This window comes from Nostoc sp. UIC 10890, from assembly GCF_054786515.1.
In genome coordinates this window covers 7,003,963-7,016,597 of sequence record NZ_JBSGKF010000001.1, presented here as the reverse complement: position 1 = coordinate 7,016,597, position 12,635 = coordinate 7,003,963, and the positions used below count along the sequence as shown (strand labels likewise).

The 12,635-nt window shown below is 39.5% G+C and carries 12 protein-coding genes; 9 read left to right on the top strand and 3 right to left on the bottom strand.

Going from position 1 to position 12,635, the window contains the following annotated elements; genetic code table 11:
• Positions 1-73 precede the first annotated feature (73 nt).
• Both ACWATR_RS29085 and ACWATR_RS29080 read left to right on the top strand, forming a co-directional pair.
• Entirely contained in the window at positions 74-697 is a 624-nt protein-coding gene (locus ACWATR_RS29085) for an exopolysaccharide biosynthesis protein (protein ID WP_460339718.1), read from the top strand.
• 306 nt (positions 698-1,003) lie between these two features.
• Positions 1,004-1,537, top strand: a complete 534-nt coding sequence (locus ACWATR_RS29080; RefSeq protein ID WP_460339716.1) for a hypothetical protein — start codon at positions 1,004-1,006, stop codon at positions 1,535-1,537.
• Here ACWATR_RS29080 and ACWATR_RS29075 read toward each other — a convergent pair.
• Entirely contained in the window at positions 1,534-2,091 is a 558-nt protein-coding gene (locus tag ACWATR_RS29075; protein ID WP_460339714.1) for a hypothetical protein, read from the bottom strand. The two genes, ACWATR_RS29080 and ACWATR_RS29075, sit on opposite strands and share 4 nt — an antisense overlap.
• 274 nt (positions 2,092-2,365) lie before the next feature.
• Here ACWATR_RS29075 and ACWATR_RS29070 point away from each other — a divergent pair, with 274 nt between their 5' ends.
• A complete protein-coding gene (locus tag ACWATR_RS29070; RefSeq protein WP_460339712.1) occupies positions 2,366-2,818 on the top strand; it encodes a tellurite resistance TerB family protein in 453 nt (150 codons plus the stop codon).
• 258 nt (positions 2,819-3,076) lie between these two features.
• On the opposite strand, the gene ACWATR_RS29065 is transcribed toward ACWATR_RS29070, so the two are convergent.
• On the bottom strand, positions 3,077-3,682 hold the full coding sequence (locus ACWATR_RS29065; protein WP_460340751.1) for a hypothetical protein: 606 nt from the start codon (positions 3,680-3,682) through the stop codon (positions 3,077-3,079).
• A gap of 213 nt (positions 3,683-3,895) precedes the next feature.
• On the opposite strand from ACWATR_RS29065, the gene dacB reads away from it, so the two are divergent.
• Positions 3,896-5,365, top strand: a complete 1,470-nt coding sequence (gene dacB / locus ACWATR_RS29060; RefSeq protein WP_460339710.1) for a D-alanyl-D-alanine carboxypeptidase/D-alanyl-D-alanine endopeptidase — start codon at positions 3,896-3,898, stop codon at positions 5,363-5,365.
• A gap of 373 nt (positions 5,366-5,738) precedes the next feature.
• Positions 5,739-6,644, top strand: a complete 906-nt coding sequence (locus ACWATR_RS29055; RefSeq protein ID WP_460339708.1) for a S66 peptidase family protein — start codon at positions 5,739-5,741, stop codon at positions 6,642-6,644.
• A gap of 90 nt (positions 6,645-6,734) precedes the next feature.
• Here the strand turns inward: ACWATR_RS29055 and ACWATR_RS29050 are convergent, their stop codons facing one another.
• Positions 6,735-7,514, bottom strand: coding sequence for a class I SAM-dependent methyltransferase (locus tag ACWATR_RS29050; protein WP_460339706.1), 780 nt, complete (start codon positions 7,512-7,514; stop codon positions 6,735-6,737).
• Between the two features lie 396 nt (positions 7,515-7,910).
• On the opposite strand from ACWATR_RS29050, the gene ACWATR_RS29045 reads away from it, so the two are divergent.
• The 4 genes from ACWATR_RS29045 (at position 7,911) to ACWATR_RS29030 (ending at position 12,137) form a co-directional block, all read left to right on the top strand.
• Positions 7,911-9,017, top strand: coding sequence for a class I SAM-dependent methyltransferase (locus ACWATR_RS29045; protein WP_460339704.1), 1,107 nt, complete (start codon positions 7,911-7,913; stop codon positions 9,015-9,017).
• A gap of 32 nt (positions 9,018-9,049) precedes the next feature.
• Entirely contained in the window at positions 9,050-10,018 is a 969-nt protein-coding gene (locus ACWATR_RS29040; protein ID WP_460339702.1) for a glycosyltransferase, read from the top strand.
• A gap of 127 nt (positions 10,019-10,145) precedes the next feature.
• Positions 10,146-10,799: a glycosyltransferase family 2 protein gene (locus ACWATR_RS29035; RefSeq protein ID WP_460339700.1), complete on the top strand. Its 654-nt coding sequence runs from the start codon at positions 10,146-10,148 to the stop codon at positions 10,797-10,799.
• Positions 10,800-10,817: 18 nt separating this feature from the next.
• Positions 10,818-12,137, top strand: coding sequence for an ABC transporter substrate-binding protein (locus ACWATR_RS29030; protein WP_460339698.1), 1,320 nt, complete (start codon positions 10,818-10,820; stop codon positions 12,135-12,137).
• Positions 12,138-12,635: the final 498 nt, after the last annotated feature.

Below are 12,635 nucleotides of genomic sequence, written 5' to 3'. Positions count from 1 at the left end.
AATTGTCTTTGCTGAACTCTGGTATGTGAATTGGTATATTTATTTACTTAATTTTGCGGAATATTGGTAATCTATGGCTAAACTGTCTAACGAATTACAACGCTATTTTTTCGATGAAGAACGACCCTCAAAGGTAACATTGGCAGAGATTTTACTGTTAGCAAAAGAAAGAGTTTTTGGATTTTTGCTAGTTATTTTGTCTCTACCTTCCGCTTTGCCAGTTCCAGCACCGGGATACTCAACTCCTTTCGGCATCCTAATTTTTCTATTAGCGATACAGCTAATTGCCGGTGCAAAAATTCCCTGGCTACCTGAGAGGATGATGAATCATCCTATGCAACTCACAACAGTTCAGGGGTTTTTGAAGGCAGGAATTCCTTGGTTAAAAAGAATTGAAGCGATCGCTCGTCCTCGTTTGAGCTATATCTGTACTACTTTACCAGGTAGAGTGACCATTGGAATAGCGATCGCCTTGATGGGAATTTCCATGATGATTCCCATTCCAGGAACTAATACCCTGCCAGCAATGGGAATTTTTGTAACTAGCTTTGGCTTATCGGAAGATGATGGTGCTATCAGCTTGGGTGGTCTAGTTATGTGTGTGATGGGGGCAGTTTTAACTACTTCCATACTAGTAGCACTGGTTTGGGGTGGTTCCAGTCTTCTTGACATCATCAAGACTTGGTTAGGTCGTTGAAGAAGACAGGAGGCAGAAGGCAGGAATTTAGATATTTAGATAACAGTAGTCCTAAATGATTTTTTGATTTTTGAACTTTTCTGTTTCTCCTCTGGGAGGTTTGGAGGTAGCATCCGACAAGACGCTGCGCGTCTATGATAATTTTCATTAACTCAAATAGGATTGCTATATATAGGACTCATATTTGATTTCTGAAAAAAATTCGGTACACCTTAATCTTCTGAAATCCTATTGCCTATTGCCTATTGCCTATTGCCTACCTACGCAAGTGATTTCAGAAATCAAACCGGATTCCTATATACCCTCATGACTTCCTTAAACATCAACCTCTATCTGCTCCTAGAAAATCTCCTCTTTTTCGTAATTGCCACACTTTTTATTGTGATTGTTAACTGGGGATGGAAAAACACCAAGCCCTACACTCTACCTTTACCATTTCCCGGTTGGTATAAAATCTGGTTTGGCTCAGTGCAACTGCTAGGAGGATTGCTGCCTTTAGTAGTCATGCTATTGTGGGGTGTATTGTGGGGCGATCGCAGTGTGTTAACTGTGCTTGGTTGGTATTTTATCGTATTAGGGTTGCAAATCATTTCTGAAAGAGTAACGCTTAGGCAGTTGCAAAATGTGGTGTGGGTGATGGTTCCTTATATATACTTGCCTTACCGCTTCTGGCAGTTATATGAGGGTTTGACACTTTTGGATTCTACAAGCGAGTTGCAGTGGGTACGATATTTATTGGTTTTTGAATTAGTACTGTGGATTGTTAACTACGCCATAGATGTATCTCAATTGCCACGGCTGTTTCGCTGGGAAGTACAATCAAATTCTGATGTTAGCTAGGGATTAATCGCAGAATTAGCCATTTTTACTAAAGAAGTGCGATCGCCTGCTTTTAGCCCAACAACATATTGCACACCCTGTTGTCTCCAAGTCAAGGTAGCATCTGAGCAATTAGCACCACAAGTAAAATCCACAAAATAGCCAGTAATACCCTTAGCTAAGGATACACGTTTACCAGTCAGGCGTGGTGTTTTGCGCGTTACTGCTTCAGCAGAAAGCACGCCCAAACGACAGGCAGTTCCACCCGTACAGTCAGGACTGAAACCCAGTAAAATATCGTACTTCTTTGGTGTTGCAGCTTCTATAATTGCGTAAATTGGATTTTCCCCATCCGACTCAGGAATAAACTTTGGCAATAAAATCTTAATCTGAGTCTTTTGCTTTAATTTAGGCAGAATAGATTTAAAAACTGGGTGTAGCTGGGTTTGACTCTGCTGTGCTATCAGTTGTGACTGGTTGTTGATAGTAGCTATGGCTGACTTGTGAAAGCTGCTAACGCTGACTGACAAAAATACGGCACACACAACACTGATATTTCTGAAACTTAAAATCATCTTTAAAAACCTATTTTATCTAAAGTACTTATTTGTAATACCCAGTTTGAGTATCAAATTACGCATTTAATAGAAGAAGCGATCGCTGTGATGCAGCATCAAGTGCTAATTTATCCTTCTTCAAAACTATACATATCAAAGGTTTCAGTCTGCTGAATTTTTATTCATCCCAATGTATATTTCTGCATTCTTTTGGGAATCATAAATCGAGGAAGAATTACAGACCCATAAGGTATGACTTCCTGAAATATCACGTAACTTTTAGAGGATAATTATGTCTAAACGCAAGTTGCCCAAAGGCCGTAGTGTTAGTTCAGTTGCTCTAGAACCAGAAGTTGCGATCGCAATCCTTGGGTTGTTTTCCGCAGCAGCCGATGGTGAAGGTATTTCTTCCACAGAAGAATATGCTTTAAGTGAATTTCTCGGTCGGGTTGACTTATTTGAAGATTATTCTGAAGAAGACTTTGAAGAATTGACCGAAAAAGTCGTTAGCTTGATTGAAGAAGAAGAACCAGAAGATTTAATTGCCCAATCCATCGAATCCTTACCCAATAGAGGTTATCGTGAAGCTGCATACATCACAGCTATCTTAGTTGTGGGAATTGACGAAGAAGTACCCGAAGCTGAACAAGATTATATCTCTGAACTTCAAGAAGCCTTAAATATTTCAGACGAACGCGCACAAGAACTTATAGACGCAGTGTTCGGAGAGGAAGAAGAGGAGTAATCTTTTTTGAATTGCAACCTCGATCATCTACCATCATTAATTTGGGGTTGCTAATTTAGAGGATTAAATAATTTTGTTTGAGTTAAGTTGTTCAGATTCCCAACTTCTTCATGAAGAAGTTGGGAATTTTGCACATTATCAAAATTAATCTGATAGAGCAATACAGTTCAGAATGAGCAACAAAACCCTTATTGTAGAGACGCGATTTATCGCGTCTAAATTTATCGCGTCTTCTAAACCGTATTCTCCGATAGAGGACTAATTAGAAATTGGTACATTTTTAAATGCGGCTGTATCTGGCACAAAAATGTCCAAGTTATTAACACCATCGGGAACTCTTAGCCAGATATAAGCATCTGCGGAGGCTTGTGGGCGTACTTGAAACAAAGAAACGCTTCCTGTTGAGCGATTAAGAGCAACTCCTTTGTAAGTTACGCTAGTCTCAGGATTGCGGGCTGTTGTACTAGCAACCGATATAATATCACCACCAACAACTCCATCTGTGGCAAGGCGACGAATTCGCATTTGCACATTCACCACATCACGGTTTCCGGTTTCTGGATCTTTAATTCGTTTTGCTGAAAGTAACTCAACTTCTGCCTTTTTGCCAAAAGCAGGCTGCACAAATTGACCAGGGCTAATTGCTGAAGTTGTAGCACTGACTGGGGATGGTGAGACTGTTGCTTGTGGAGAAGTTGTAGCTGTAGCTGTAGGACTTGGCACTTGAGTAGGAATGGTACTACTGACTGTATTAGTAGCATTTAGTGTCTGCCGCAACGTGAAAACTTCATAAGCTACATAGCCACTACATCCTAAAGCCAAAGTAGAGAGTAATACAGCTACACCAGATAAAAATGTACTCACACCATTGCCTCGATTTCGTATTTCTGTATATGCAGGTTGACTTAGGTTTCTATTTTGTAGTCCCATAAATTATGTTTGTGCAATCGCCCACGTATGAAACATGTGAACATCTTCCCTATACTAGTTAAGTAACTTTACTGAGCAATTACTTCTCTCTCCGGAAAGAAGTCTTTGGCAAAGTCAAAATATCTATCTTTGGGATAAGGAAAATTGGTGAGACTTAAGACTTTAAATCAACCACTAGGTGTTTTGTTAATATTTTTGACTAGCCAGATAGGATTTAGTTCTATTGCGAAAGCACAAACTCCAGTTGCACCAACAATTACCACAAAATCAATTTGCTCTACCCAACTGGGAACAGCTATCGATGCTGTAATCAATCGTCCCTTATTTAGTCGGGTGCGCTGGGGAATTTTGGTACAACCCCTGTCAACCGGGCAAACTCTTTACAGTCGAGATGCTCAGAAATATTTTACTCCCGCGTCTAACCTCAAATTGCTGACAACAGCAGCAGCATTGCAGCAATTGGGTGCTAATTTTCGGATTCGCACCTCTGTTTATCAGAATGGCAATGGTGTTTTACGTGTTGTCGGTAGGGGAGATCCTAGTTTAAGTGATGCTGAACTGCAAAAATTAGCACAGCAGCTAAAACAGAAAGGTATTACTCAAATTCAGCAATTGATAGCTGATGATAGTTATATTCAAGGTGATATTGTTAACCCCACCTGGCAATGGGAAGATGTGCAGTCAGACTATGGCGCACCAGTCAACAGCTTTATTCTGAATCAAAATATTTTTAGCTTAAAACTTATACCGCAGGCTGTAGGTAAATCTTTACAAGTCGTATGGACTGATGCTGGCGAAGCGAGACAGTGGCGAATAATGAATCAGTCAGTAACCGTTGCCCAAAATCAACCAAGCTACATCAATGTTACCCGCGAATTATCAGGAACAATATTACGAATTCAAGGACAACTAACAACAAATTCAGAACCGTCTTTAATAGATTTGCCTGTAGTTGATCCTAATTATTACTTCTTACGGCGCTTCCGTACTGCTTTGGCAGCAGAAAAAATTACCTTGGGACAAACATTATTACTAAATGGTGGTGTTAATCAAGAGGAAATAGCATTTGTAGAGTCGCCACCTTTAGCTGAGTTATTAGCAGAGACAAATCTAAATAGTAATAATCTTTATGCTGAAGCATTGCTGAGAGCATTAGCTGTGAAAAAACTCAGAGTGAAAACTCAGACTAGCGCTGATGTCGGCTTAGAAGTTGTCAAAGCGAGTTTAACTCAATTGGGAGTTGATCCAGCAAATTATATTTTAGTCGATGGTTCGGGTTTATCACGGCGTAACTTAGTGACACCAGAAGCTTTAGTACAAACTTTGCGAGGAATAGCAAGAACACCAACAGCATATCTGTATCGCGCCTCTTTACCAGTGGCGGGTAAAAGTGGAACTCTGAAGGGCCGCTTTCAAGGTACACCTGCTGAGGGCATTGTGCAAGCAAAAACAGGTACGTTAACGGGTGCAATTTCTCTATCTGGATATATGAATGCGCCGAAGTATGAACCGTTAGTTTTTAGTATTATCGTGAATCAATCGGAACAACCTGCAAGTGTTGTGCGACAGGCGATTGATGAAGTTGTTGTGTTGTTAACACAGTTGCAGCGTTGTTAATACTTGCGTGGGCGACTAAAAGCTTTGGTGTCAACTTAACGCAAAAACGATGTCTCGCAAGGAACTTCAGTTCCAAGAATCATAGCGAAAGTCATCTTCAGATGACTAGATATCCCCAAAAATATTCAGTCTACTGAAGTAGACTTTAGCTATGAGCCAGAGAATGAATTCTCTGGCGGGTTATGAAGCCCGCAGCGAAGCTATTTCTAGCTTAAGTTGACACCAATGGACTAGAAGTCGCGCCTACACAGACGAAACCTGCCTCCGCAGAGCAAACTCTTGATTTATTAGTCCACGGAGGTGGACTTTGCTTGTGTAGTAGCGACTTCTAGTCGCCCAATACGTTTAAAACTTTTTACCCCTAACTTTTTTCATGCCAGCCAAAATCTTACCACCGCCCCTGAAACCTGGAGACTTACTGCGAGTAATTGCGCCTAGTGGTGCTTTGCGAGAATTTGAGGCATTTGAACGGAGTATAGAAATTTGGCGATCGCGCGGCTATAAACTAGAAATCAGTCCCCAGATAGATGATAAATGGGGTTATCTAGCTGGGACAGACGAAACCCGCCGTCAACAATTAGCGGCAGCATGGCAAGATCCTGATTGTCGTGGTATCCTTTGTGCCAGAGGCGGTTTTGGCAGCACCCGTATTTTAGAAAATTGGAATTGGTTAAACTCAGCGCCTCCCAAGTGGCTTATAGGCTTTTCTGATATCACAGCTTTATTATGGAGCCTTTATACAGCAGGAATTTCAGGCGTTCACGGCCCTGTCATGACAACTTTAGCAGATGAGTCAGATTGGTCAATTCAGCGATTATTAGATTGGGTAGAAGGTGGTTCTTTCACCCCTCTCAAAGGTTGCGGTTGGGGTGGTGGTGTGGTTAATGGTACTTTGTTACCAGGTAATCTCACTGTGGCTACTCACCTTTTGGGTACGCCAATCTTGCCACATCTGGATGGTGTAATTCTGGCCTTCGAGGATGTTACAGAAGCACCTTATCGCATCGACAGGATGCTGACGCAATGGCGCTTGAGTGGTGCTTTGTCTAAAGTCTGCGGTATTGCTTTGGGGGGTTTTACTCGCTGTGAAGCGCCGCCAACAGTGCCTAGTTTTAGTGTAGAAGAAGTATTGCGCGATCGCTTGGGTGATTTGGGGATTCCGATTGTTTCTGATTTGCCTTTTGGCCACGATAGTCCCAACGCAGCCTTACCAGTGGGTGTAGAGGTAACTTTAGATGGGGATGCGGGAATATTAGCGATCGCGCATCCACATTATTAGATAATTGATGGATAAATTCTCTGTAGAGACGGCGATTTATCGCGTCTCTCTAACCGTCAAAATGAATTTGACAGACTACTAGTTAAACAGTCATAATCCACTCACAGAATAATCTTCCAAATGCTTTGGTAAATTCCAATTAACTTTCGGATCTGGTTGATGTTTTACTGGCTCAACATTCCCACGCCAAGCAGCGCCCATAATTTGCATAGTTTGGTAAATGATTGTGTTCCAACCTTTTTCCTTTAAGTAGTCTAAACCTTGTGCTACATCAGGGGAAGTTAAATCATGGAACAAAATTAAAGCATCGTCCTCTGCCAATGGTTCACAAACAATCGTATCATTGAGTGGAGCCTGTGCTTCATGGTCGCCATCAATGAAAATCAATGACCACTTGCGTTGTAATTGTTTAGCTAACTCCTCTACCTTTTGTGGGCTATAACCGGCTACTAAATTAACTGAGTCGATAACACCAGCAAGGCGTAAAGAAGTACTTACATTTTCATAAACATCTTCTCTAGCTAAAGCCGGATCAATTACATCTAATTCCACCCCACCTAATGCCAGATGACACGCAGACCAACCCCGCAAACAACCAATTTCTAAAGCTTTTTTTCCAGCAAATTTGAGTGCTGTGTTATATAAAATATGCGTCTCATCTCGATTCAGAAACCCTATAAATGGCTCATCTTTATCCACATACCAGTTATGGGGAATTTCTCGACGTAAATAAGACCAATAACAATTATTGAGGTCTCCAATAATCATATTGGGAAAAGATGAATCAGGATGAACTACCTCAAAATCGGGTGAAATATAGTCCCAACTAGACAATGAGATATTTGGAACAACTTCATTAGTTTTTGTCATTATTTCTTTTTCTCCAAAGATTCATTATGTACTAGTTTTGTTAGCTTTACCAATTAAATTACGTAATTGCAGGATTAACAGTAACACACTATGGTTCAATAGTTAATACTGAGATCAAGTCCAATGCCAGCAAAAAGTAATCGCCCCTAATGCTGCACTGCGGTAATTAGAGACATCTAAGCGCGGGAGAAAGTAAGGCGATGCCTATGGTGGCAGGCTACGCAGGGCTTTTACTAAATGTGAATCCACCCCACCAAGCTGTACTAGATTTACTCTAGAGAAAGAGAAAATCTTCTTTGTATAATCTATTAACTGTCAGTATAGATAGATTCTAAAATAGCTGTATAATGCCTAAGTCATCCTCCTTATTAAATTTTTTTTGAGTGATTTACTTGTATGCCCAAACAATATGTACCTAACGTATTCTTAAAAATAGAAGATTCACAGTTATATGCAATTTTTGCTTGGAGTCAGCGAACAGCAGAAATTGTTACATCAAAATCGTGGCTGACAATCCTAGAAATATTCGTTCACGAACATTCACTAGAGAATGCTTACCAAATCTTTCAAAAAGTTAAATACGCTTCCATAGCAGACAAGGTTATTCAGGAATTAGATGAATATGAACAACTTCTTCAAGATGCGATCGTTTTTTTAGCAGATGGCAGCCTGACAATTTTTGGTAAAGGCTTTCGGAGTTTTATCGAAAAGGAAATGCAATTTGAACTTGGTTCATTAAGTAGAGAAACTTACCAAGTCCTGCCACAATTATTTTCTAAATATAAATTAGAAGATGACCTAGAATCTATTGAAAATATAGAAGACTTTCGTAAATTAGTAGAACACCTAGAAAAACTTGGTTTCCTATCTCCTGCAACAGGTTCAATAGATTGGGGTGATTTGAAAAAAGCAGTTCCCATTTGTCAGGCTTTTGGGTTGACAAGAGGTAAACCTGTCGATAGATACTATCTCAGCAAATTTCTTGAAGAAATTCAAACCCAAATCGGGGGTAATATCTTAGAAATAGGAGGAACACCAAAAGATAAAGATTTTTATAAAATTAATCCAGGCGCATCATATCAGATTCTCAACTTAGAAGCAGGCCCAGGAGTAGATATAGTTGGGGATGCTCACGATGTATCCGTTATCAAACCAGAATCTCTTGACTCAGTGATAATTTTTAACGTCTTAGAACACTGTTATGCTCCCTGGGTGGTAGTGGAAAACATTTACACTTGGCTAAAACCCGGTGGTAAATGTTTTGCGATGGTGCCAAGTGCGATTAGAGTTCACGCTACTCCTGCTGATTATTGGCGTCCTTTACCTGATGCTTTCGCCTGGATGTTTAGAAACTTCTCACAACAGAAGTTGTATGTCTATGGGAATCCTACCACTGTAATAGCTAGTTATCACGGAATAGCCGTAGAAGAACTAACATCTGAAGAACTAGACGCTTATCATCCAGATTATCCCGTCGCAACTTGTATTTGGGCTGAAAAGTAAATTTAAAAGTGTGAGGAAAAATTCAATTATTTATGAAAATTGCTCTTGTTGCTTGGGGTTATGTCCCTAAACCTCCCCTATCACATTCTGTCTTAACTGTGATAAATGAATACAAAAATTTTTTAGAGAAAATTGGACATCAAGCCGATATCTTAAACGAGAAAGATGTTAACGAAGTCATAGAATATATTAATAATAATAATTATGATTTTGTGCATTTACACGCCTACAGTTTTGTGAGCGAATTTAATCGGAAGCTTAAACAGAAGTATTGTTTTACCTGCCATGATGGTTATTTGTTTAAAACAGATAAATGGAATGAAGAATTTAGAGAAGCATATCAACATTATTTCAATGCACCTGGGATAATTGCCCTTTCTCATTTAACAAAAGATTTTTTACTGAAAGCAGGCTATTCTGGATACATATCAGTCCAAGTAAACGGTATTGATACTCAGAAAGTAAGTTTTCAAAAGAAAGGGAATAATAAAGCTATTTGTTTAGGTTGGATTCAACCAAGAAAGCAGCAGAAATTACTGGCAAAAATCATAGATGGAAAGATTGGAATAGATTTTGTTGGCCCTTTAGATGATCCTGATTTTGTTGAAGGAACAACGACAAAACATTTAGGTGTATGGAGTTTAGAACAAGTTTATTCCAGGCTCACAGAGTATAATTGTTTAGTTTTAATTAGTGAAGGAGAAGTTGCACCACTCGTAGTATTAGAAGCAATGGCAGCAGGTTTATGTATCGTTGTTTCCGAATCTGCTAGCGCCAATTTACATCACAAAGAATTCATAAGAATTTTGCCAGATAATATTTTAACTGACACCACACCAGAAGCTCAACAAATTGTTACCGATACAATTAGCGAGATGATTGATAAAAACCAATATTATCGCCAAGAAATTTTAGAATATGTTCGAGAGAACTTTGATTTTAGCCGGATAATTTATAATTATAATGATATTATACAAGAATTTATAAACTTACAGAGTTAAGAGGATTTTTTAACCTGTTAATAACTTTGTTATGTTAAATACAGCTTAATAATTTACTCTTCAATAATTAAAAATCCCTCTTTTGTTAATGGGATTTTTGGGTTAACAATACGATGATGATTTAACAATGGAAACTGTAGTTTTTGATTTCAATCATGAAGTATCAATTATCCTCTGTACCTACAATCGAGCAAAATATCTAAACAATTGCATTGATAGTGTTATTGCTCAAAGTTTTAAAGATTGGGAACTGATTATAGTTGATGATGGCAGCCAAGATAATACTTTTGAAATTGTCAATCCTTATCTTCAACAATTTCAAAATATCCGGTATTTAAAACATCAAAATAGGAAGCTATGGTATGCGAAAAATGCTGGTATTCAAGCATCTTTCGGCAAATATATAACATTCCTGGATAGTGATGATGCTTACAAAGTCAATCATCTGGATGCGCGAATTGAATATATGAAAGCTAATCCAGAAATTGATTTGATTGAAGGTGGATTCGCAACAGAAGAAGAGATTTTGGTTGCAGATTATTTTCAACCAGGTAAAAAAATTAATCTCCGAGAATGTGTTTTAGGCCCAACATTTTTTGGGAAAAGACAGGTATTTTTTGAGGTGAAAGGATTTAATAATATTGCTTATGGAGAGGATACAGACTTTTGGTATCGGGCGGCTAAAATATTTAGAACCGAAAAAGTAACCGAACCCGAAACTTATATTTACACAAGAGCAGAAACTAGTATTACCAAAAGTGTTTTAGAGAATATTTCTTAATCTGACTAAATACCTGGCATGAAGATAATCCTTTTTCCATCCCAAATCAGCCATTATTCTCGCCGGGTCATTGCTTCTGTTTGGCAAATGTTACTTCTAGGGATTGTCCTCAGTTCGTTTTTTATATTTTTATCTGGTTGTCAGGGAATAGGACAGAAGGATGATGGAGTAATTCATTTGACTCTTTGGCAAGCAATCAATCCCCCTGCTAATCGGGATGTGTTTGAAAAACTGGTAGACAAATTTAATCAGACTCATCCTGATATCAAGGTAGAATCTGTCTTTTTAGCTCAACCCCAATTGCCAAAAATATTAACCGCCGTTGTGGGTAACGCGCCTCCAGATATCCTGGCATTTTACCCACAAATTACAGGTCAGTTGGCAGATTTAAGGGCAATTATACCTTTAGAAGATTGGTTGGAAAAATTGCCCATAAAGTCAGAAATTAGCCCTAACCTACTTGAAGAATTGCAATTAGATGGTCATCTTTGGTCAGCCCCGTTATATACCAGCAATATAGGCATTTTTTACAGACCTAAACTTTTTGAAGCTGCGGGAATTACGCAAACACCTAAGACTTGGGAAGAATTGAGGGAAGTTGCCAAAAAATTAACGATAGACCGCAATGGCGACAATCGACCGGAACAATACGGAATTGTACTGCCTTTAGGAAAACAAGAATGGACTGTTTTTAGCTGGTTCCCTTTTTTATTGAGCGGTGGGGGAGAAGTATTAAAAAATAAGCAGCCGGATTTAACGAACCCTGGAGCGCTGAAAGCCTTACAATTCTGGCAACAGCTATTAACAGATGGTTCAGCAATGCTTTCTTCTCCAGAGCGGGGTTATGAAGAAGATGCTTTTATTGCAGGTCGCGTTGCTATGCAAATTACTGGCCCTTGGACTTATATCACTAAATCTAAAGTTGATTACGACGCATTTCCTATACCTGCAAATGTTGGTCAAGCTACGGTTACAGGTGGCGGAAATGTCTATGTAATGAAAACAACACCAGCCAGAGAAGAAGCCGCACTCAAGTTTTTAGAATATGTTTTGAGTGCAGAATTCCAAAAAGAATGGAGTATCGGCACCGGGTTTTTACCAGTTAATCTCAAAGCTGCACAAAGTGACGCTTATCAGCAATTCATCAACCAAAAACCTTGGTTAAAAGTGTTTATGGAACAAATTCCTCTGGCTGGCGCTCGACCGATTATTGCTGGATATAGCCGTCTTTCTGACAGTCTTGGTCGAGCTATCGAGGCGACATTACTAGGTGAGTCTCCGGAAAAAGCTCTCAAAATAGCACAAGAGCGTTTAGAAACTATTTGGGATAGCAATTAATAATTCGTAATTCGTAATGTTTTTTGTTTTCCAAAACTAAAGTTTGTTGCTCTGATACCAATTTGATGTGAAGTTGCACATATCTTGATCCCCCTAAATCCACGCCAGTTGCTCATGGGGGAAACCGCCTTGGCGCTAGCCTCTCCCTTTGGGAGAAGACCGCACTGGCTTCCCGATAAATTGGGGGACTTTGAATAGATGTTTTTCCGGTTCCCCCCTTATTAAGGCTACGGTGTACACACAAGTCGAAAAAAGCTTGATTTTCCATTCATTGTTTTCTCGTTGATCTCGTTTGATCTCGTTCCCAGAATGCCTGATTAGGGGCTGCTGCCTTTAGTCAGATATTGAGTCAGAGACTCAATGAATGCATTCCCAGTCGGAGACTGGGAACGAGGAAAGGAGGAAAGTCCTATCAAACAAGGTTTTTAAGACTTGTGTGTACACCGTAGCCTCTTTATAAGGGGAGGGTTAGGGTGGGGTGGGGTAACGCAGATCGTG